General features: G+C 58.8%; 20 protein-coding genes. 9 read left to right on the top strand and 11 right to left on the bottom strand.

Annotated features, from left to right (window positions below):
* Positions 1-257 precede the first annotated feature (257 nt).
* Positions 258-818 (bottom strand): hypothetical protein, encoded by a 561-nt coding sequence (locus tag HMPREF2820_RS10095; RefSeq protein WP_070603936.1) that lies wholly within the window; start codon positions 816-818, stop codon positions 258-260.
* Between the two features lie 133 nt (positions 819-951).
* Between HMPREF2820_RS10095 and HMPREF2820_RS10100 the strand changes: the two genes are divergently transcribed.
* On the top strand, positions 952-1785 hold the full coding sequence (locus HMPREF2820_RS10100; RefSeq protein ID WP_070603937.1) for a DUF1266 domain-containing protein: 834 nt from the start codon (positions 952-954) through the stop codon (positions 1783-1785).
* A gap of 333 nt (positions 1786-2118) precedes the next feature.
* A complete protein-coding gene (locus HMPREF2820_RS10935) occupies positions 2119-2295 on the top strand; it encodes a hypothetical protein (RefSeq protein ID WP_005510144.1) in 177 nt (58 codons plus the stop codon).
* A gap of 39 nt (positions 2296-2334) precedes the next feature.
* Here HMPREF2820_RS10935 and HMPREF2820_RS10105 read toward each other — a convergent pair whose 3' ends face one another.
* Together HMPREF2820_RS10105 and HMPREF2820_RS10110 are read right to left on the bottom strand one after the other, a co-directional pair.
* Complete coding sequence (locus HMPREF2820_RS10105; RefSeq protein ID WP_070603938.1) at positions 2335-3522, bottom strand: lipase family protein; 1188 nt, start codon at positions 3520-3522, stop codon at positions 2335-2337.
* Between the two features lie 137 nt (positions 3523-3659).
* Entirely contained in the window at positions 3660-4592 is a 933-nt protein-coding gene (locus tag HMPREF2820_RS10110; RefSeq protein ID WP_070603939.1) for an HhH-GPD family protein, read from the bottom strand.
* A gap of 29 nt (positions 4593-4621) precedes the next feature.
* On the opposite strand from HMPREF2820_RS10110, the gene HMPREF2820_RS10115 reads away from it, so the two are divergent.
* Both HMPREF2820_RS10115 and HMPREF2820_RS10120 read left to right on the top strand, forming a co-directional pair.
* On the top strand, positions 4622-5254 hold the full coding sequence (locus tag HMPREF2820_RS10115) for a carbonic anhydrase (RefSeq protein ID WP_070601110.1): 633 nt from the start codon (positions 4622-4624) through the stop codon (positions 5252-5254).
* Positions 5255-5258: 4 nt separating this feature from the next.
* Entirely contained in the window at positions 5259-5969 is a 711-nt protein-coding gene (locus HMPREF2820_RS10120) for a hypothetical protein (protein WP_070603940.1), read from the top strand.
* Here HMPREF2820_RS10120 and radA read toward each other — a convergent pair.
* Positions 5966-7525 (bottom strand): DNA repair protein RadA, encoded by a 1560-nt coding sequence (gene radA, locus HMPREF2820_RS10125; RefSeq protein ID WP_070603941.1) that lies wholly within the window; start codon positions 7523-7525, stop codon positions 5966-5968. The genes HMPREF2820_RS10120 and radA overlap by 4 nt on opposite strands.
* Positions 7526-7817: 292 nt before the next feature.
* Positions 7818-8504: a hypothetical protein gene (locus HMPREF2820_RS10130; RefSeq protein WP_070603942.1), complete on the bottom strand. Its 687-nt coding sequence runs from the start codon at positions 8502-8504 to the stop codon at positions 7818-7820.
* A 154-nt stretch (positions 8505-8658) separates the two neighbouring features.
* Here HMPREF2820_RS10130 and HMPREF2820_RS10135 point away from each other — a divergent pair, with 154 nt between their 5' ends.
* From HMPREF2820_RS10135 to rlmB, 3 genes are all read left to right on the top strand, one after another.
* Positions 8659-9234 carry a CarD family transcriptional regulator gene (locus tag HMPREF2820_RS10135; protein WP_005510159.1) on the top strand — a complete coding sequence of 192 codons (576 nt, stop codon included), beginning with the start codon at positions 8659-8661 and terminating at the stop codon, positions 9232-9234.
* A gap of 139 nt (positions 9235-9373) precedes the next feature.
* A complete protein-coding gene (gene cysS, locus HMPREF2820_RS10140; RefSeq protein ID WP_070603981.1) occupies positions 9374-10777 on the top strand; it encodes a cysteine--tRNA ligase in 1404 nt (467 codons plus the stop codon).
* A gap of 38 nt (positions 10778-10815) precedes the next feature.
* On the top strand, positions 10816-11757 hold the full coding sequence (gene rlmB / locus HMPREF2820_RS10145; RefSeq protein ID WP_070603943.1) for a 23S rRNA (guanosine(2251)-2'-O)-methyltransferase RlmB: 942 nt from the start codon (positions 10816-10818) through the stop codon (positions 11755-11757).
* 560 nt (positions 11758-12317) lie between these two features.
* On the opposite strand, the gene HMPREF2820_RS10150 is transcribed toward rlmB, so the two are convergent.
* The 3 genes from HMPREF2820_RS10150 to HMPREF2820_RS10160 are packed head-to-tail and all read right to left on the bottom strand — an operon-like array spanning position 12318 to position 14925.
* Positions 12318-13190 carry a metal ABC transporter permease gene (locus HMPREF2820_RS10150; protein ID WP_070603944.1) on the bottom strand — a complete coding sequence of 291 codons (873 nt, stop codon included), beginning with the start codon at positions 13188-13190 and terminating at the stop codon, positions 12318-12320.
* Positions 13190-13870 carry a metal ABC transporter ATP-binding protein gene (locus HMPREF2820_RS10155; protein WP_070603945.1) on the bottom strand — a complete coding sequence of 227 codons (681 nt, stop codon included), beginning with the start codon at positions 13868-13870 and terminating at the stop codon, positions 13190-13192. Before HMPREF2820_RS10155 ends, HMPREF2820_RS10150 begins: the two co-directional genes overlap by 1 nt.
* A gap of 2 nt (positions 13871-13872) precedes the next feature.
* Positions 13873-14925, bottom strand: a complete 1053-nt coding sequence (locus HMPREF2820_RS10160) for a metal ABC transporter solute-binding protein, Zn/Mn family (RefSeq protein ID WP_070603946.1) — start codon at positions 14923-14925, stop codon at positions 13873-13875.
* Between the two features lie 317 nt (positions 14926-15242).
* On the opposite strand from HMPREF2820_RS10160, the gene HMPREF2820_RS10165 reads away from it, so the two are divergent.
* Positions 15243-16349 (top strand): LacI family DNA-binding transcriptional regulator, encoded by a 1107-nt coding sequence (locus HMPREF2820_RS10165; RefSeq protein WP_070439686.1) that lies wholly within the window; start codon positions 15243-15245, stop codon positions 16347-16349.
* 103 nt (positions 16350-16452) lie between these two features.
* Positions 16453-17076 (top strand): flavin reductase family protein, encoded by a 624-nt coding sequence (locus HMPREF2820_RS10170; protein ID WP_070603947.1) that lies wholly within the window; start codon positions 16453-16455, stop codon positions 17074-17076.
* Here the strand turns inward: HMPREF2820_RS10170 and HMPREF2820_RS10175 are convergent.
* From HMPREF2820_RS10175 to HMPREF2820_RS10185, 3 genes are all read right to left on the bottom strand, one after another.
* Positions 17058-17534, bottom strand: a complete 477-nt coding sequence (locus HMPREF2820_RS10175; RefSeq protein ID WP_070603948.1) for an META domain-containing protein — start codon at positions 17532-17534, stop codon at positions 17058-17060. The two genes, HMPREF2820_RS10170 and HMPREF2820_RS10175, sit on opposite strands and share 19 nt — an antisense overlap.
* Before the next feature lie 14 nt (positions 17535-17548).
* Complete coding sequence (locus tag HMPREF2820_RS10940) at positions 17549-17926, bottom strand: hypothetical protein (protein WP_070603949.1); 378 nt, start codon at positions 17924-17926, stop codon at positions 17549-17551.
* Between the two features lie 238 nt (positions 17927-18164).
* On the bottom strand, positions 18165-19793 hold the full coding sequence (locus HMPREF2820_RS10185; protein WP_070603950.1) for a threonine/serine exporter ThrE: 1629 nt from the start codon (positions 19791-19793) through the stop codon (positions 18165-18167).
* Between the last annotated feature and the right edge of the window lie 344 nt (positions 19794-20137).

Consider the following 20137-nt stretch of genomic DNA (forward strand, 5'->3'; position numbering starts at 1 on the left):
GGGGAGGAGTAATAGCTGCTTCTTTACACTGAGACCTTTCGATGCGCCGCTGGCCTGAACACCTGTCGTGCCCGCACTGGAGTTTGACCTGGAGGTAGCAGTCGTATTTGCCGGAGATGCTCCAGTTTCTAGTAACGAGCCATGCTTGATGTAATGGCGATAGCCATTTTCCGCAATAGCCAGGTTTTGCTCGATGTGTGATGTGTCTTCTGCCCCATTAAATCGGTCGGGCGAACCCGGGTATGCAAGTCGAATCATTATTCAGTCCACCACCGTGAATCAATGTCGGAATACAGGGAGCGCATCGACTCTGCAAGCTCTTCCAAACTATTGCGATTGAGACGGTGCTTGTTTTCTTTCCATCGCTCAAAAAGCTCCGTCGACGACACTGCACGCGAGGCCTCCGTTCGTGCCTCTCGGCCTGCGGTCAGGGCCCACTGGGCGGCAAATTGCACACGTTTCGCAGCTTTTTCTGTGAAACCGCTCCACACCTTATATGTGTTGTAGAGCTGGGCCACGACGGCCCAGCCACCCTTGTAAGGCAGAACTGTGACGTTGCCCAGGTTGTCAAGTTCAAGGAACTCAAAATGAGATGGATCCTTCTTATCGGCGGTCACGAGGATCCTGCGGTTGGTGACAAACGCGGCACCGTCCACCCCGCTAGCTTTCGTGGCGGCGGCTTCCAGCACAATCTCGTCGACACCAAGGCCTTCTGCAACGGCTGCGGCGGCAGCGTGCACAATCTCGGAATCGCCAGCACGCTTAAGCGCAGCACCGAGATCTGGCCGGTCTGTCAATGCAATTTGGGATCCTGTCATGCACACGAGACTAACAACACATCAAAAACTGTGACTGGGTGTGCTGAATTATGGCGTAGATCATTCCCCAGCATAGGGGTGATGGATGGGGCACCGCGGAACCGCGCCAGAAACCTCGGTACGTTGTGTGGATATGAGCTCAACGTTCACGCCAGCAAAGTTTGATGATACTTGGATTTACCGCCTTACAAAGTTCCCATGGCCGGAACCGGCGCCGAGCAAAGATGAGGTGCGCCGCCACTCTTGGGCAATGGTGTACAAGAGCAATAAGGCGTTTGCGACCCCGCTAGGGGTTGAGGCCATCAACGCAAGGGCGGCCAAGTACTACAAAACTTCTCTCGAGCAAAACTGGGGGGTCACTGGTGCACAGGAAGCGTATCAGGTTATTGATGCTCTGCTCGAAGGTGGCCAGCACGTGGAAGATGACCTGGTTTTACCCCTCGCATACGCCGTGAAGGACGTCCCCGAGCGCGAGCTAGATGTGGAAGTGGAGGAAAAGGTCGAGTTCCTCAAAGACTTCTTTATTGCCCAAGGCGCGGATCCGCGTCGTGGAGAACGTAAGTTCCGCTACCTCGTAAGGATGTTGCGCTCGGAGGGCTTTGCCAAAGCAGCGGCCCCGGCACTGCCCGCCACTACTCGCGCATGGGACATAATCCGTGTTCACAACGTTGGTGGCCCGGCAACGGAGCTGGGGTGGATCTCTCCAGAAGAGTTCCTTCAGATTTCAGACAAGGCCGTGGCGGTGCTGCAGCGCTACTTCGTGTCGTGGGCTGACGTAGCCGCAAGTTTCTGGTGGGGTCGAATGATTTGGGCGAGTGATGGTGAGCCCGACGTCACCGCTGCGATGAAGGATCAATCGCAACGGCTCACCGAGCTGCTCGCACACAGTGATTCGCCTTGGGTGCGCGTGCCCTTGCACGACATCCAGGCCGAGGAGCCATTCGCATCCTTGGGTGGTTTGCACTAACTAGCTGTCGTCATTGTTCGGCACGCTGTGGCGGTGGCCGGTTTCATGAGCTCACTAGGGGCGGTCACAAATAACGGATTGAGGCATCTATGGCGCAGGGACGGCGAGTTCAATGACATCTGCAAGGCGAAGTTATCTTCACCAATATGAGGCAAGGTCGGTAACGTTGATGCCGATGAGCGGTGCCTTGGCCGATTCTGAGGAAGATGACGGGCGTTCTCGGCAGTGCTGACGGTATCCTGAGCGTTTGTATCTGGCGACATCAAAGGTACTGCCAATCAAGATACTGCCGAGGCAGAGACCGAATCTGATAACTCCGAGGGAGAGAACTAAATGGGGATTCAATTTCGCAAGAAGCAGAACCTGGACAAGGACACGTGGCTGAACTACTCGGGTTCGGGAGTCTCTGGTTCTAAGCGTATCGGTCCAGTGACCATTAACAGCCGTGGCGGTTACACCGTCCGACTGGGCAAAGGCTTGACCTTCCGTGGTCGCTGGAAGAAAAAGTAGCTGTATTTGCTAGATGGAGGAAAGTGGCGAATGTCGCCGCTAGTACCCCATTTTCTGATTCACCCACGCAAGCATCTCTTCGTGAGTGAGCACGTAGGCAAGGCCGTGCGTCCCATCACCGAGGTCAGTGTCGACCTCCACGTAGGTGATGTCGGCGCCGGCCTTTTGCCATTTCTGCACAAGTTCGCGTGCCGACGTCACGGGTAACACATCATCCAATGCGTTATGGGTAACGAACACGGGCATACTGGGAGTCTTTGTGCCCAGAGCCTGTTCGTCCACGTGGCGTCGAACGACGGGGGAGAGCTCGGGCGAGCGCAGATTCTCCGCTATCCCCAAGTCATTGGCAGTAAATGCCTTGGTGTCATTGCGAGGCCAACGTTCGACAGTGGCGCCAATGCATTCATCGGCGGTGAGCTTCAGGAAGTCCTGCCCCAGTGGGCTGAGCATGCGCTCGATTGGTTCTTTGGACTCTGGGTACTCTGCAATCAAGCCGTTCATGAAGTAACCGACGAGTCCCGCCAGCGCCGAGCCGCGAATATGCAGCGCAGTGTCGGTGAGATCGGCCGGAATAGCCCCGGCGTAGACAGCGCGGATGTTCAGCTCCGAGGCGTACTCATCGGCTAGCTCGGCGGCTGCAGCGGTGGCACCTCCGCCTTGTGAGTAGCCGAAGAGCGCAATGGGAGTATCTGCAGGTAGTTGTAAAGCTTCAATAGTCGCTCGTGCCATATCGAGCGTGTTATTCCCGGCAATCTCACGGTTGAGATACGGATGTACCCCGGGCGTGCCGAGCCCCTGGTAATCCACGATGGCAACATTCCATCCCTGTGCCAGCAGCTGAGGTGCCGGAGGCGTCGGAGGTGCTTCGTAGCGCAGCGCAACCGAACTCGCGCAGTTATCGGCCATCCCGAGAGTCCCCGGCGCAATCACCGCCAGAGGCCGTGGGGACTTCTCCGACCAGCGGGCATAGGGCTGCAATACGGTACCAGATACTGCTGTTTGGCGGTGGTCGCGTGCACCTGTGGAGGAAAACACGACCCGCTGTGCGCGTGCGGGCGCATTGACCGGAAATGGTGTCTGCGTAATTACCTGCCCCGGAGGCAATCGCTTCACCGCAGAAGAGTCAGAATCCGAGGAGTCGAAGTCAATCGCACCTAGACCATCCAACGCTGAGCAACCACTAATCACACCCGCGCTAGCGCCAATCAGAGAAATTCCGAGCACCATGCTCAGCGCAATTCTGCGCTTACTAGCCCCAAAGAGACAGCGTTGGCGCTGAGATCGATGGAGCGAGGCATTCATGCTCCTAATTCTAGGCAACGCACTTGTCCGAATCTGGTCTTTACCGGAGCATTGCCTCGGCTTTAACGGGGCAACTGGAAGCGGCCATCGGGAGTTTGCTCCGCAAGCCCGTCGTCAAGCAGGGAAAACAGTGCGCGGGAACGCTGATGTGCATCATCCCAGACCGCATCGAGAGCGGCCTGTTCGATGGGGGAGTCGGCGGCGCGGAGCACGTCGAGAAGCAAGCCCCGGACTTGGCGGTCGGTGCCTTCGAACTTCTGCACGCGTCGTTTAGCAGCGGCGATCTCATGGTCTTCGGGTTCGGGGCGACCGGCGGCAATCCAGGCGCAACTGGTGGCGATGGGGCAGGCCTCGCACTCGGGTGTCGTTCGGCAGACGGTAGCGCCGAGTTCCATGAGCGCGACGGAAGTCTCGGCCGCAGTCGTGGGGTCGAGTGGTAGCAACTCTTCGACGAGCGCCATGTCGGCGCGTTTGGCGATGCCGGGAAGGTACGTGCCCTGGCGGTGTCGCCGGAGTACGCGGCGCACGTTGATGTCCACCACCGGCGTGCGCGCGCCAAAAGCAAACGCCGCTACCGCCCGAGCGGTGTAGTCCCCTACCCCCGGAAGGGCTAACAGTGTGTCCACGTCACTCGGCACTTCGCCGTCGTGCTTTTCGACGATTCTTTCTGCGCATTCACGCAGCCGGAGTGCACGTCGGGGGTAGCCGAGTTTTCCCCACATACGCAGGACTTCATCCTTGGGCGCGACTGCCAAATCGGCTGGGGTGGGCCATTTTTCCAGCCAGGCGTGCCAGGAGGGGATGACGCGGGCGACGGGAGTCTGTTGACTCATCACTTCGCTGACGAGCACGGCCCACGGGGAAGTGCCTTCTTCGCGCCAAGGAAGTGGCCGCATGTTGGCGCGATACCAATCACGTAAGGCGGCATCGACGTGTTCGTCGAAGTCGTCGGATTGGCTAATTGCAGAGGTCAATCTACATTCTCGCTTTCCCATAAACAGCGGAGTCGTTGCACAATATAACTATGAGCAATTCTGAGAGGACTCCTGAAAGTGTATGGCAATCGATGGTGCGCGGAAACCTCCGCTTCTGCGAGAGTAAGACTGCGCATCCCCGCCAGGACTTGGTTCGTCGTAAGCAGCTGACGCAGGGGCAGAAGCCGAAGGCCGTTGTGCTGGCGTGCTCGGATTCCCGCGCTCCGGTGGAGATCATTTTCGATCAGGGTCTGGGCGATGTATTTGTGATCCGTACCGCCGGTGAGATCACGGACTTGTCGGTGCTGGCTTCGCTGGAGTTCGCAGTTGATGGTCTTGGAGTTTCGCTGGTGATTGTTCTCGGTCACGAGTCCTGCGGCGCTGTGGCTGCGGCGAAGAATGCACTGGACGGTGGCGAACTGCCGGGTGGTTTCCAGCGTGTGCTGATTGAAAAGGTCACCCCGTCGCTGCTGGCGGCTCGCAAGGATGGTGAGACTGAAATCGACGAATTTGAGCGTCGCCACGTGCGCGAGATTGTTAATCACATTATTGATCGCTCGCCGGAGATTTCGTCGCGACTGGAGACCGGCGAGGTAGGCGTTGTCGGTATGCGGTACCGCTTGGAGGACGGACGCGCTGAGACTGTCGTTACCCATGGAGTCAGCGAGAACCCGCTAACCTAAATGTGTGACCAATAAGCTGCCTCCAGAAATCTACCGGCGTCGGCGTATCGCCGCGGCGGTGTTGCTCGTTATCATCCTCGTTCTCCTGGGCTGGGGTATTTCCGCACTGGTAAACCGGGACAGCGAGGATTCTGAACCGGTGAATGTCACCAGGGATGACGGGAAAGAGGTGACTCCTCCGGAACAGTCCAAGGAACCTTACGCGCCTAAGTCTGACAAGGACTCGAAGAACGACAAGTCTGACAAGGACGCCAAGAAGAGCGACAAGGAAGGCGAAGACTCCGCGAAGGATGACGCTCAGGCGGCTCTTGCGAACAAAAAGGACTGTAGCCTTGCAGACCTGCAGGTGACAGCCACCTCGGATCAGCCGAACTACGGCGATGAGCAGCCGACTCTGGCGATTACCGTCCACAATCCCACCGGCGGTGAATGCCGCGTGAACCTTAATGAGCAGCAGTTGCGCTTCGAGGTGTACGACCTGGCAACGTATGAGCGAGTCTGGTCGGATGTGGACTGCAACGACTCCGAAGGCCACGGCGAACTGGTATTGGCACCGGGCGAGGAAGTCAACTATGCCGCCACCTGGTCGCGTCTGACCTCGGCGCCGAACAAGTGCTCCGAAGAAGACCGCGTCCCAGCGCCCTCCGGGTCGTACATCTTCTACGGCGTGATTGGTGACAACAACTCTGACGCCTACACGTTCAACATGCGCTAGCGCTTAGTCCCTAACCCAAGCTCAATGGCCTCGGCAACGGTGCCTGCTTCCAGCAGCCGCATCCCCGCCGGGCCTTTTGCGCCTCTGGGCACAATTGCCGTGTCGAAGCCCATTCGATGAGCTTCCTTAAGCCGCCACTCCAAATCGGTCACTCGGCGCACTTCGCCGGCCAACCCCAGTTCGCCGAGTGCAATGGTTTTATCCTGGAAGGTCCGCTTAGTCATGGATGAGGCCAGCGCCAGCGCGATTGCCAGGTCCGCGGCAGGCTCCGACAGCGTCATACCGCCGACGGTGGACACGTACATCTCCATGCGAGCCAACTGCTTGAAGTTCCCGTGTTCAGTCAGCACGGCCGCGACCATCGGCACGCGCCGCGGGTCCAGACCAGAGACATTGCGTCGGGGATTATGGGCCTCGGTGTTGATTACCAGCCCCTGCACCTCCGCCAGCAGCGGTCTGCGGCCATCCATGGCCACGGTAATTGCAGTTCCCGAGGTCGGCGTTCGGTGATGCAAAAACAGCCCCGAGGGATCCTCAACTTCCGCAATGCCGCCCGCCGTCTGCTCGAAGCAGCCCACTTCATCGGTGCTTCCGAAACGGTTTTTCAGGCCGCGCAAGAAGCGTAGCCCCGAATGCCTATCACCCTCGAAGTTGAGCACCACATCAACCAGGTGTTCCATTGTGCGCGGGCCGGCCACATTGCCGTCCTTGGTTACGTGTCCTACCAGGAAAACCGCAGTTCCGGTCTCCTTTGCCAGCGCCGCCAGAGCAGAGGTTACGGCGCGAGCCTGGGCAACGCCACCGCGAGCACCTTCGACGTCGGCACGCATCGTCTGCACAGAGTCCACAATGAGCAGACCGGGGGAGAGCTCCAGCGTCAGATCGATGACGTCCTCGATATTCGACACCGCCGACAGGTACAGCGAGTCTGACAGTGCGCCAGTGCGCTCGGCACGCAGCCGCACCTGGCCGACCGATTCCTCACCGGTGACGTAAAGCGTCGGCCCCAAATCGCCGTCCGCGCAGCGGTAGGCCACTTCAAGTAGCAGCGTCGACTTACCAACCCCCGGTTCGCCCGCCAAGAGCACCAACGAACCCGGCACAATACCGGAACCGAGCACTCGATCCAGTTCACCGATGCCCGTGCGCACCGCGTGCGCAGCCTTGGCGGAAATCCCCGTAATCGCGGTCAACTCGGAAGATGAAGTGGGGATTCGATCTGTTGCGGAGGTCTCGGCGAGGAAACGTTCCTCCGCCTCGTCGTCAAGCGCGCGCTGTGCTAGACGCTGGCTTTCAGCTGCGACGGAAGTGGAAGATGCTTTACGACGACCACCCCGCGCGCCGGGCTCCGTTGCGGCAGCGCTACGGCGACGTTGCTTGGCTGCCCGTGCGGCAATTTTGTCCTCCAGCGTGGAGGCGGACTTCCCACCGCTGGAGCGGATAGTGACCTTCTCTAGCGTGCCCCACTCTTTGCAGTTGGGACATTGGCCGACCCATTTCGACACCTGCCAGCCGCATGCTGAGCATTCGTAGGCTTCGTCTTTGGTCTTGGCCACGGTGCAACCACCTTTGCTTCAAGAGAGGGGACACGACAGACTCCACAACGTGTGTTGTGCGGTATGCGGTGAATGTCGCGAGAAAATTCACCCCAGATACGCGAGAGCGGGCCAGGGCAGTGTCAATGACTTGTGTCAAGGATGACTGTACTGCCGTGACCCGTATCAAGCGACCAATCGCCCATGCCCGCTCGATGAAGCGCCTCGCGTTATTTGCGGGACAGGACTGCGCTGTACCAGCGCCTAAAAGTGCGCTGCGCGCGAACAGCGCAGGAACACCACTGTGCTGCGATTACTTGGATTCAATCATGCCGTCAGCACCGCGGTTCGGTGCACCAGCTTCCAGAATGTCAGCGGAGATGGTGATGTCCAGGTCGTAGGTGTTGGTCTGGCCCTGCGGGTCAGTGAACTCGAAGGTGGCCTCGCGGTTCTGGCCAGCAGCGCTGCTCTTGTCGCCAACCAGGGTGCTCGGGTCCAGCTCATTGGTGTAGTACGCGATGCAGCCGGTGTTGTCCTTGGCGGTCTTAGCCAGCGGATCGATGACGGACTTCGGGCCGGCAACAATCTGGCACTCACGCGGCAGGGAGTCCTCGCCCTTTGCAGCCTTAGCGAAGGAAGGTGTCTCAGCGACCTTCTTCAGCTCAACCTCGCCGATACCTTCAACGGTGACGGACTTCAGCGTGTAGACCGACTCGGTAGCGCGCTGCTGGTTGCTGGCGGAGAACTTCAGACCAGCGGTACCAGCCTCCGGGTCAACCAGGATGTGAGCGTCGCGGATGTTGACGAAGCCAAGAGCCGAGTTGGTGTTCTCAGCACCCTTGCCGGCAGCATCTTCGCCGCCGTTCATCGCACCGTCTACAGCCGGGTGCTGATTTGCGGTCTGCGAAATCTGACCGGCGCCACAAGCAGCAAGTGCAACTGCGGATGCTGCGGAGACGGTGATGAGGGCGCTGCGGCGAAGTACGGACTTGAAGGCCATGACTAGATTTCCTCCAGTAGCTTGAGGATGGGCGATAGGATTTTCAGTATTTAAAGAACACCTTAGTGTCTTCCTAAGATGTTCTCATACTACCCGTAAAATCATGGGGGGACATGATAGGGTGGAAGGCCGTTGGAAAGGGCGTGTGCATTACATGGAATTCAGCATTGGCGATACCGTAGTTTATCCGCACCACGGAGCTGCGAAAATCGAAAACATCATTGAACGAGAGCTTAACGGTGAGACCGTTCAGTACCTCGTACTGCAGATTCTGCAGAGTGATCTGAATATCCAGGTGCCCGCCAAGAATGCCGAGCTGGTCGGTGTCCGCGACGTTGTCGGTGAAGAGGGGCTGCTGAAGGTCTTCTCCGTTCTGCGTGAGACCGACGTGGAAGAGGCCGGCAACTGGTCCCGTCGCTACAAGGCCAACCAGGAGCGCCTGGGTTCGGGCGACATTAACAAGGTCGCTGAGGTAGTTCGTGACCTGTGGCGCCGCGATCAGGATCGTGGTCTGTCCGCCGGCGAAAAGCGTATGTTGAGCAAGGCTCGCCAGGTTCTCGTCGGTGAGCTCGCGCTTGCCGACGGCGTTGATGAGGCCAAGGTCGAGGAAGTTTTTGCCCGCGTCGATGCCACTATCGAGCGTCACCGCGCCCTGGCACAGGAAGGTGCCGCCGGTGAGAAGAAGGACGAGGCCGACGATAAGCCGGTGGACCTGGACGCAGACGCATAAATCGTTTCCCTTCCCCGGTTCCTTCCAGTAGGGATTTTCTGCACTTTTCCGGTCAACGGCTAGCGCACACACATTGCCCGTGTGTGCTAGCCGTTTTCTCTTTTTCACCCGTATCTATTTCCCCGCTATGCTCGGGGCTGTGACTTTTCAAATCTTCGATACCGCAACCCGCCAACTGAAGGATTTTGAGCCTCTCCGCGAGGGGCATGCCTCCATTTACCTGTGCGGTGCGACCCCGCAGGCTCAGCCGCACATTGGCCATGTTCGCTCCGGCGTGGCCTTTGATATCTTGCGCCGTTGGCTGATCGCCAAGGGGTATGACGTCGCCTTTGTGCGCAACGTTACCGATATCGATGACAAGATCTTGAACAAGGCCGCCGAGCACGGCCGCCCTTGGTGGGAATGGGTCTCCCGCTTTGAACGCGAATTTACCTGGGCTTACAACCAGCTCGGTGTTCTCCCGCCGAGCGTTGAGCCGCGCGCTACCGGGCATGTCACTCAGATGGTGGAGTACATGCAGCGTCTGATGGATAACGGCTTCGCCTACGCTGTCGATGGCAGCGTCTATTTCGACGTGGATGCCTGGTCCAAGGCTGAAGGCAGCGACTACGGCAGCCTGTCCGGCAACCGCGTCGACGAGATGGAGCAGGGCGAGACCAATACTCCGGGCAAGCGCGGTGCGCACGATTTCGCACTGTGGAAGGCTGCCAAGCCGGGCGAGCCCTCGTGGCCGACGCCGTGGGGCAATGGCCGTCCGGGCTGGCACCTGGAGTGCTCCGCCATGGCCACCTACTACTTGGGCTCGGAGTTCGACATCCACTGCGGTGGTCTCGACCTGCAGTTCCCGCACCATGAAAACGAGGTTGCGCAGTCGCACGCGGCTGGCGACGGCTTTGCTCGCTACTGGATGCACAATCACTGGGTCACAATGGCCGGCGAAAAGATGTCGAAGTCGCTCGGCAACGTGTTGTCCGTGCCGCATATCCTGACCATGGTTCGTCCGGTTGAGCTGCGTTACTACCTCGGTAGTGCGCACTACCGCTCCGTGCTGGAGTACTCCGAGGAGGCTCTGCAGGAAGCGGCAGCGGGCTACCGTCGTATCGAGGCGTTTATGCACCGTGCCGTCGATAAGCTCGGCGATATCGAAATCGGTGAGTGGACGCCGGCGTTCGAAGCAGCGCTCGACGACGACCTCGCCGTCCCCCGCGCGCTCGCGGAAATCCACAACGCTGTCCGTGGGGGCAATCAGGCGCTTGCCGACGGCGACGAGACCAAGGCCAAGGAGATTGCTGGCGCTGTCCGCGCTATGGCCGCAGTCCTGGGATTCGATCCGCTGAATGAGCAGTGGGCAACCTCCGATTCTGGTTCTGATGCAGCAATGCATGCGCTCGGTGTGCTGGTTGAGCACCAGTTGGAGGAGCGCACCCGGGCTCGTGCCGAGAAGGACTGGGCTACGGCTGATGCTGTACGCGACCGGCTGAAGGAAGCGGGTATCGAGGTAACTGATACCGCGGATGGTCCGGCATGGTCTGTCGCTGACTAAAGCTAAAGAAAACTATTAACAACAGGAAGCAGGTAGCTATGGCAGGCAACGGTCGTCGTGGTGCAGTGCGCAAGGCAAGCAAGAAGAACGTTGGCGGCTCCGGTGGCCAAAAGCGTGGCTTGCGTGGCAAGGGGCCGACCCCGAAAGCAGAGGACCGCGTTTATCACGCAGCTCATAAGCGGGCGAAAGAGAAGCGCCGCCGTGACTCGGGGCGTCATGAGCGCAAGGGGGATGGCACCGAGCTGGTAGTTGGCCGTAACCCGGTCGTGGAGTGCCTGCATGCAAAGGTGCCAGCGGCAGCGCTGATTGTGGCGCTGGGTACCGACAATGACGAGCGCCTGCAGGAGTCAGTGCGTATTGCTAACTCCCGTGGTATCCCGATTCGCGAGGTGCCCCGCCACGAGTTGGACACCATGACCGGCAACACCATGCACCAGGGCATCGGCCTGCAGATTCCGCCGTACAAGTACTCGTCTGTCGAAGATCTGATTGATTCGGTGGCCAAGACCGGGGAGCCGGGCCTTATCGTCTGCCTGGATAACATCACCGACCCCCGTAACCTGGGTGCGGTCATTCGCTCGGTGGCGGCCTTTGGCGGCCACGGTGTGGTGATTCCGGAGCGTCGCTCGGCCGCTATTACGGGCGTGGCCTGGCGTACCTCGGCTGGTACTGCTGCACGTCTGCCAGTTGCACGGGCGACAAACATGGTGCGCTCGCTCAAGCAGTTCCAGAAGGCTGGCTATCAGGTCGTTGGACTGGATGCCGGTGGCGACCACACTCTGGACACTTACGACGGCACCACCCCGGTGGTCGTGGTCGTCGGCTCCGAGGGGAAGGGCCTTTCGCGCCTGGTGCGCGATACCTGTGACACCATCATGTCCATTCCGATGACCGGTTGGGTGGAGTCGCTCAATGCTTCCGTTGCTGCCGGTGTGACTCTGAGTGAGTTTGCCCGCCAGCGCCGGGCAAAGAGTAGTTAGTAGCGCATTTGATACCCCCGGAGGTGCCATTATCAATTCGTTATAGTAATAGCGTTTACGTGGGGTATTTTGCGTTCTAAAAGGCGGCCGGTACTTATGGCTACCCCCAGTAGTTCAGCGCTTTAAAGATAATTCTATTTCCGGCGTGCGCTGCAGAAATGACGGCGTTATTATCACTTCCAACAGAAAATTATCCGTAGTTTCCTGAAGGGGAGGGCGGGCATATCATGCTCCTAGAAATAGGGGCGTAATTGGCCGTAGTTTAGGGAAGCGCACGGACCTAGCGGTGGCTTGTACAGCTAGCTTTTGGGTCACTGAGATGTCAGACCACGACATCCTCAGCGTTAGTTTTTCTGTCTGCCGGGTCACCCCATTTCGGCAGCCTCGCAGTCTTAAAAAGAGCTGGGGGTATTGGAGTCTGCTTTTAGAGAATCCAGTAAAAATACGGGCAGCCCCTCGGTGGCGAGAGGGAAGGTGGACGCACCTTCTCCGCAATCGTCACTCGAGGAGCTGCCCGATATTTTTGTTGTTTTAACAGCTACTCCGAAAAGCGTATGTGTCTATTTTCTCCACTTGGCAGCCTGAACGTCGTCACGTGTTGCCTTACGCGACTGCACCGCTCCAATGGCGTAGCAAATCAGGTAGATGGCAAACGCGATTGTCGTCACTAGAACGCTGACCGGGATGCCCGGTGCGAGTGAGAGAACGATGCCGCCGACGGCCGCGACCTCGGCGAAGATGGTCGAGAGGATGATGGCCTTCACCGGCGAGGCAGTAACGAATGCGGCTGCGGCACCCGGGGTGATAATCAGGGCGATGACGAGCAGGGAGCCGACAATCTGCACGCCTTGGGCGGCGACGAGACCGGTGAGAATCGCGAAGTAGATCGATAGCGCCTTGACGTTGACACCACAGGCGGCGGCCATGATGGGGTCAGCGGAGGCGAATAGCAGCGGCCGCCATTTCCAGGCAACGCCGCCGACGACGATGACCGCGACGATGGCCATCGTCCATAGAGAAGTGTCAGTCAGACCAATGATCTGGCCGGTGAGAAGTGAAAACGCGGTACTTGTCCGGCCAGGGTAGAGGTGGATAAACAGCACCGATAAGCCCATGCCGAAGCTCAAAACCACGCCCACAACCGCATCTTGGCGCCCTCGAAGTGACAGCGCCGCCAGGACTATTGCGATGAGCACCGAGCCGATAATGGCACCGCTGCTGACACTGACACCAAGTAGTAGAGCCGCGGATGCGCCCATGAGTGCGAGCTCACTGGTGCCGTGGACAGTGAAGCTCATCTGCCGCATGACGATCAGTGGCGAGATGATGCCGGAAATCAGCCCAAGCAGTGCTGCTGCAATGAGGGCATTGTGGACGAATCCGACCTGGAGTAGGGCGGCGGTGTCGGAGAAATACTGAGCCAGTAGGGTCATTAGGCGATAACCAACTTTCCCTCGACACGGGCAACCGCAATGTTGGTTTGGTAGAGCTCCGAGAGCGTCTCTGAGGTGATGATTTCCTCGACCGATCCGACCGCATGTCCATGCGGCGTCAGGTAGAGCACCCGGTCACAGACACCCAGGATGGGATTGATGTCGTGGGTGACAAAGACGACTGCCGTGTCATTTTCCCGGCGATGCCGGTCCAGGCGCTCGACCGTGGTCCGTTGTGCCGCAGGGTCGAGGGAGAGCAGAGGCTCGTCGCAAAGCAAAAAATCCGGCGCCGAAACGAGCGCCTGCGCCTGACGGACAAGCTGTTGCTGACCGCCAGAGAGCGTGCCGACGCGACGGTCCGCAATACCGCCCGCGCCGACAAAGTCCAGCATTTCGTCGGTGGCGGAGCGGCTCTTGCCGGCTGCCAGCTCGACGAGGTCGCGAACCCGAATGGGCAGTGAGGGCTCGAACATCCGCTGCTGTGGAATGTAGCCCAGGTTTCCGTCGACTTTTACTGAACCGTGAGTCAGCCGGCGCATGCCAAGGGCAGTGGTCAGCAGCGTGGATTTGCCGACGCCGTTGGGGCCCAGGATGGCCAAGAACTCGCCAGGTTCGATATTCAAATTGAGACCGGACCACAGCGGCTCGACGGCTGCGTCAGTAAAAGTCAGTGAGGGCAAAGTTATGCGGACTCCATATCGGAAAGGGTTTGCTTGTAGAGATCAAAGAACGACTGGTCAGCGCTCGGCGACTCAAAAACATCGACGATTTTAACGCCCTTTGCCTTGGCAGCCTCGACGAGTCGCTGCGAGACCTGGTCGTGGGTCTGCGGTGCGTCGATGAGGTAGTCCAACTCGCCGGACTCAATCAGCTTCAGCATTTCATTGACATCGCTTGCCGACGGCTCGGACTCATTCAGCGTGGACTGACGGTAGCCCTTCGGGGTGATGTCCTCGACCTTCGTGTCCTTCAGGATGTCATCGGCCAGCGGGTGAACCTGAGCAACCTTAGCGGCCTTGAGCTTGCTCTTGGCCTCTTCGATGTCCTTGATTTCCTTATCGACGGCCTTGGTGTCGGCCTTGGCGCCCAGCTTGGTCAGAGCTTCGGCGAGCTGCTCTGCAGTTTCTTCAACCGCATCGGTGTCGTACCAGACGTGTTCGTTGGCTTCGCCGTCATGGTGGTGGTGCTCGTGGCCTTCGTGGTCGTCGTGACCTTCGCCATCATGCTCGTGGCCTTCATGGTCGTGCTCGTGGCCCTCGTGATCATGGTCGTGACCTTCGTGGTCGTGGTCGTGACCTTCGTGATCATGGTCGTCGTGGCCCTCGTGATCATGGTCATGTTCGTGGTCATGGCCTTCTTCCTGCGGCAGCGCAGAGATGATGACCTTGTCCTTTGCGTCACGCAGAGAGGAGGTCAGCCATGCGTCGTAATGCCCGCCACCTGCGACGAGAATATCGGCGTCCTCTACCTTTGCCATGTCGGCTGCGGCCGGTTCGTAGGAGTGAGGGTCGATGTCGTTGGACGCGATAATCGGGTCGATGGAGACCTTCTCGTCGTCGGTGACTGCGTCGGCGACGTCTGCCCAGACCTTGGTGGAGGTGACCACCTTAATGGTGTCTTCGGACTTGCCCGCGGACGTAGCGCTGTCATCATTGCTGGAGCATGCGCCGAGACCTGCGACGAGGCCGGCGCTGGCGACTAGCGCCGCGATGCGCGTGGAAAAGCGTGCCTTCATATATGTATCCAATCCTGTTGCGGGCTGAATTATTCCTTTTATTCAGCTCCTGAGCATTAACCGCTATTGAAAACAGTTGTCTTTTAGTTCAAAGAACATAGTAGGGGCTGCGGAGACCCAGTCACAAGGCGGGCCTCTGCCGGAGTGGCCGAAATGACAGTCGCGCACATTCGTTGGGTAAAGTTGTCCGCGATTAGATGCGTGTGAGGCTCGTTGTAGTTCTTTTCCATAAAATCGAGGTTTTCTACCTGAGGTAGCTGGACGAAGATATCTGAGCGGGCAGTCGCTGTTGGTTTTTCAAGAAGGGTCGGTATTCCGTGCAAAGTCGGCGTCGTCGTGGCACCTTGGCTTCCATCGCTGCAGAACTTGGGGTCTCGCGCACGACCGTATCCAATGCCTACAACCGCCCTGACCAGCTCTCGGAGAAGTTGCGGGAGCACATCTTGGAAACTGCGGAGCGGCTTGGCTATCCCGGGCCGGACCCAATGGCTCGCGGTCTGCGCATGCGCCGGGTTGGCGCCATCGGCGTGCTGTTCACCGAGCACCTCCCGTTCGCTTTTGAAGACCCTGCGTCGGTGGATTTTCTCGCCGGCCTCGCAGAGGAGCTCGGCGAAATGGGCGACTCCATGTTGGTCATTCCAGCTTCCTCCGAGGAGGGTGGGGACGTAGATCTCAATCTGATTCGGCAAGCGGTGGTCGACGGTTTCGTGGTCTACTCCGTCGCGGACAACGATCCGTTCCTCGCTGCCGTGCGCGCCCGTGGCTTGCCGACGGTCGTGTGCGACCAGCCTGCAGATGCGGTGGCTCTACCGTTTGTGGGCATCGATGACCGTGAGGCCATCAAGCCCGCGGTGCGACACCTGACTGAACTGGGACATCGCAAGGTGGGAATCTTGTCAGTGCGATTGTCGCGTACCCCGAACTCGGGATATGTCACGGAGAAGCGGCTGGCAGAAGCTCATCACCAGGTGCAGAAGAACCGCGTCGAAGGTGCGCTGGAAGCGCTTGCCGAGGCCGGTATTCAGCAGGCAGATGTGCCTATCATTGAGCGTCACCTCAATGACCGCGAGAATAACCGCGATGCGGCTCGCCAGCTGCTGACCGACAACCCGGATCTCACGGCGGTGGTCTGTACCACGGATACTCAGGCAATTGCGGTCTTGGAATATGCCAAGGAGAACGGAATTCGTGTTCCGGAGGACCTGTCCATCACAGGCTTTGACGGAATCGAGCGCGCCCTCTTCCACAAGCTGACCACTGTAATTCAGCCGAATAGGCAGAAGGGCATTGCCGTCGGCCGCGCGCTGGCCGAGGAACTTGAGGCCGCACGCGAGGACAGCGGTCGCGCTCCTCGCGTCTTGTTGGAGACTGAGTTTGTCGTTGGATCGACAACCGCAGCGCCGTCGGCACCGTCAGCCGGGTAGCGGGCCGACGACGGTAACAACATCGTGGCGCTATCGGGGGCTCTTGGGGTGGTAAACCCCACCTCGTCTTTACTGTGTTCGGATTCAGATTAAGGTCTATTACATGACAGATTCAACAAATTCGAGCACCGACCGATCAGCTGCGGCTCTCAACAGTCCGGAAGCTACCCGCGACGACCATGTCGAACTTGGCGGCCCCGTCGAATTGGATGAAATGTCTATCCGTGGCGCGATGAGTGAGTTCACCACTGGCGTGACCATTATCGCCACCGAGGATGAAGGCGAAGCGTACGGTTTCGCCTGCCAGTCTTTTTCCTCGCTGAGTCTCACTCCACCGATGGTTCTGTTTACTGTCATGAAGACCTCGCGGTCCTGGCCGCATATAGGGAACGCTGGACGCTTCTCCGTCAATGTGTTGGCCGAGGATCAGGAGGATATCTCGGCAGCCTTCGGCCGCAGTAATGGCGAAAAGTTCAAGACGGGGAAGTGGACCCGCTCTGAGCTGGGCAACCCTTTATTGCACGGCTGCTCCGTGTGGATTGATTGCACCGTCGTTGATGTTTACGAAGGCGGCGATCACTGGATTGTGACGGCGGATATTGTGGCTATCGGCAAGCGTGAAGAAATCAATCCGCTCATTTACCACCGCGGTTCTTACGCGCGGGTTTCGCACCCCGGCACCGATGCGCCTGTCGATCAGAAGTGGCGTCAGCGCCCCTCGGTGTAACCCGAGGTTGTCGCAGTCCAGCCACGGCGATCCTCGCCTGGCTTGGGGTCTTTCATCTCTCGCATGCGCAGACCATTGTTGTCCTGCGTGTAGACGAATTCGCCCGCCACAATCTTGTGGAAGCGCTCCGAATAGGTCTGCGCCTGGTCTGAGCAGTCCAAACTGCGAGTCTGCTCCGGGGTGCCGAATTCGACCGCCTCGCCCTTCCACTGCAGCGAACCAGAGCCGTTGCCACAGGAATCAGCGAAGGTATATGTTGTCTGCCCCAACGTAATAGTCGGCGCCTGAGTTCCGTCCGGCACACCGTGGGGCAGGTTTGGGTCATCAAAAATTGCGGTTATCTGCCATTGCTTGCCGACGATCTCCGCTGCCGGCTTTGCCTGGCATGCGGTAGCCGTCATGGACACTGCCGCAACGACAGCTACTGCGGCAACCGCCTTTTTCCCGCTCAGACCCATGCTGCGTGACCCCGTTAGTTAGCTGCCTTCTTGGTTGTCTTCTTAGCAGCCTTCTTCGTCGTCTTCTTAGAGGCCTTCTTGGCAGCCTTCTTCGCCGTCTTACGAGTGGTCTTCTTTGCGGCCTTCTTGGTCGACTTCTTCGCAGTCTTCTTAGTGGACTTGCGTGTGCGCTTTGCGGTCTTCGGAGCGTTTTCCTTCTCGTACTCCTCGTGAACCTTCTTGAAGCTCAGGCCTTCCTTCTCCACTCCGAGCATGCACATCAGAGTGACGGCATCGTAGAAGTCCTCGGCGAAGGTAGCCACAATTCGCCGTGCGCCAGCAGCGGTCTTTTCTTCGACCTTGTGAAGAGCCTCGTTCTGAGCAGTGCGAGTGTCTGTGACCTTCGGTGGCACGAATCCTCCTGGCAAGCATGGCCTTAATTGCGCCCCATACACCTACTTCTGCCAGCCATCTCGCCACATGCTCCCGGCACTGAGCTCAACCGAGTTCAGTGAAGAAGGAATGGGATTGTGATGACGCAGTTTCAGCTTTAAGCGCTACTTACAATTCAAAAACCTTATTCTACCACGTTGTTGATAGGTCGCGCGGTGTGGAGAACCTGGTTCCGGAAGCGACCAGTTCACGCAGCGACTAGTCCACGCGCGGGTTCATACCGCCCTTGAAGCGGTAGTTGCGTGGACGGCGAGGCTTGTTCCGCGGATTCACAGGACGGATGCGACGCATACCAGCCCGGATTGGGCGGGTCAGGCCACTGTCTTCGCGCAGTGCGCGAGGGCGACGGAGTCTGCGCGCCATCCATTCACCGAGGACAATACCCGCAGCTAGTGCCGTCGCAATGCCTAGCGCTGAGGCCAGCGCCGTAAACCCCTTGGTCGGGTGGTCGTGCAGCAGTGCGTGCATACCTCGGTAGATCGTCATACCCGGAAGCAGCGGGGTTACGCCTGCCACTGCCGTAATCAGCGGCGGGATGGACCAACGTCGTGCCAGCAGGCCACCGATGAGACCAATCAGCGTTGCTGCCGCGCCTGCGCTGGTCACCGGATGAACTCCCAGCGGAGTCAACACGTAGTAGTAGGTCATCGACCCCAGCAGAGCGACCGTTCCGGACACTGACAACGCGGTGAACCCAGCATTCGAGGCCAACGCAAATGCGATTGAGGCGGTAGTTCCCGCTATCACCCTCACTGTCGCCTGTGCCAGGTTGAGGTCAGAACCCGCGATGACGTCGGGAAGCGGAATGCCCAGCATTCCGGAAAACTCGATGCCCATTGCGATGCCAGCGACGATTCCGCCGGTCAACAACATGGTGTCGAAGAAGCGCGCGGAGCCAGTCACAGGTGCGCCGGTGATGCCGTCTTGCAGTGCTTGCACGAGGGTTAGGCCGGCGAGCATCACGATAATTCCCGAGGCGATCAGCCTGGATGGCTGCATCTCAAAGGGGAGATACGCCTGCGCCGCATTGAGCACAGCAGCGGAGAGCGTGGCAATGAGACCGCCGACTGCATTCTGAAAGAATGTGGGCAACTCGCGGGCAGCGAGTTCACCAATCACGATGACGATGGCCAGTGTGACCGCAGCCGCGATAAGGGCGACCTCGAAACTCGAGCCGAGCAGCACTGTCACAGATGAAGCCAGCAATGCCCAGCCAGTGTAGATGACGCGGAGGCGGTATTTTGCGGGCTCACGCTCGACCTTGTCGATAGCCTCAATAGCCTCCTCCAAGCTCAGGTGGCCCGCGCGAATTCGGCGGATGACACGGTCGGTGTGACGCAAGCGCTCGAAGTCGGGCACTGGTGCGGTGACAACGCGCATCGCGGTAATAGGGGTACGGCGCGCGCCGATGAGGTGGTAGACCGTCACAGAGGTCAACGTGATATCGACTTGGATTTGGGTGAGGCCATAGGCTGAGGTCACGGCCTTAATTTGCAGCTCGGTATCGCGGTTGCCCGAGCCACATGCCAGCAATAGCCCGCCGATGCGAGCAGCGAGATCGAGTACGGCCGTGACCTGACTCGGGTCGGAATAATCGATCGGTGCCAGCGGCAGCGGGGTAGTAGTCGAGTGCACTAGGTCGACAGTTGCCGTTGGGCCGGAAACGAAATCAATCACGCGCTGCTTGAAGGTGGACTGATCTTCGATTGCAGGAAACTGGGTCTGCGGAGTGTCGTCGTAAGAGACAGTGGCTTCAGCGTCGTAGAGATCATTCTTCGCAGCGGAGTTTTCTCCGGCGTTGGAATTGCTGTCACTAGCGAATGACATGTCGACACTTCCTTTCCCCGATACTGCCTGGGGTGCATTGCAGTGATGCTGCAAAGACGCGATGCGGAGACGTTGCAGAAACATAGCCCCAGTGATTTAGCGATAGTCACACTACCCCGTCAGTGACCGAGAATCTCAATTCGTTTTTGAGGCGGTGAATTTGCCTATCTGAGCGGGGCTTTTAGCGTGTGGAAAAGTGTTCAAGAAGTGCGGTTGCAGTTTTCCTGTGGTGTCGTTTTTAACTTCTGCTTGCCAACCTGTACAATCGCCTGTCAGCGGCACAGCTGAGTTCGATTCTCAGGTTGACTCTGATTCTTTCGAGCCAGCGACGGCTAACGCCAAAA

It is taken from the genome of Corynebacterium sp. HMSC064E08 (assembly GCF_001811805.1).
Lineage (GTDB): Bacteria > Actinomycetota > Actinomycetes > Mycobacteriales > Mycobacteriaceae > Corynebacterium > Corynebacterium jeikeium_D.

What these genes read in the sequence shown, in the direction of transcription:
- HMPREF2820_RS10095 (WP_070603936.1), bottom strand. Translation starts at nt 818, where the DNA reads ATGACAGGATCCCAAATTGCATTGACAGACCGGCCAGATCTCGGTGCT.
- HMPREF2820_RS10100 (WP_070603937.1), top strand. Translation starts at nt 952, where the DNA reads ATGAGCTCAACGTTCACGCCAGCAAAGTTTGATGATACTTGGATTTAC.
- HMPREF2820_RS10935 (WP_005510144.1), top strand. Translation starts at nt 2,119, where the DNA reads ATGGGGATTCAATTTCGCAAGAAGCAGAACCTGGACAAGGACACGTGG.
- HMPREF2820_RS10105 (WP_070603938.1), bottom strand. Translation starts at nt 3,522, where the DNA reads ATGGTGCTCGGAATTTCTCTGATTGGCGCTAGCGCGGGTGTGATTAGT.
- HMPREF2820_RS10110 (WP_070603939.1), bottom strand. Translation starts at nt 4,592, where the DNA reads ATGGGAAAGCGAGAATGTAGATTGACCTCTGCAATTAGCCAATCCGAC.
- HMPREF2820_RS10115 (WP_070601110.1), top strand. Translation starts at nt 4,622, where the DNA reads ATGAGCAATTCTGAGAGGACTCCTGAAAGTGTATGGCAATCGATGGTG.
- HMPREF2820_RS10130 (WP_070603942.1), bottom strand. Translation starts at nt 8,504, where the DNA reads ATGGCCTTCAAGTCCGTACTTCGCCGCAGCGCCCTCATCACCGTCTCC.
- HMPREF2820_RS10135 (WP_005510159.1), top strand. Translation starts at nt 8,659, where the DNA reads ATGGAATTCAGCATTGGCGATACCGTAGTTTATCCGCACCACGGAGCT.
- rlmB (WP_070603943.1), top strand. Translation starts at nt 10,816, where the DNA reads ATGGCAGGCAACGGTCGTCGTGGTGCAGTGCGCAAGGCAAGCAAGAAG.
- HMPREF2820_RS10150 (WP_070603944.1), bottom strand. Translation starts at nt 13,190, where the DNA reads ATGACCCTACTGGCTCAGTATTTCTCCGACACCGCCGCCCTACTCCAG.
- HMPREF2820_RS10160 (WP_070603946.1), bottom strand. Translation starts at nt 14,925, where the DNA reads ATGAAGGCACGCTTTTCCACGCGCATCGCGGCGCTAGTCGCCAGCGCC.
- HMPREF2820_RS10170 (WP_070603947.1), top strand. Translation starts at nt 16,453, where the DNA reads ATGACAGATTCAACAAATTCGAGCACCGACCGATCAGCTGCGGCTCTC.
- HMPREF2820_RS10175 (WP_070603948.1), bottom strand. Translation starts at nt 17,534, where the DNA reads ATGGGTCTGAGCGGGAAAAAGGCGGTTGCCGCAGTAGCTGTCGTTGCG.
- HMPREF2820_RS10185 (WP_070603950.1), bottom strand. Translation starts at nt 19,793, where the DNA reads ATGTCATTCGCTAGTGACAGCAATTCCAACGCCGGAGAAAACTCCGCT.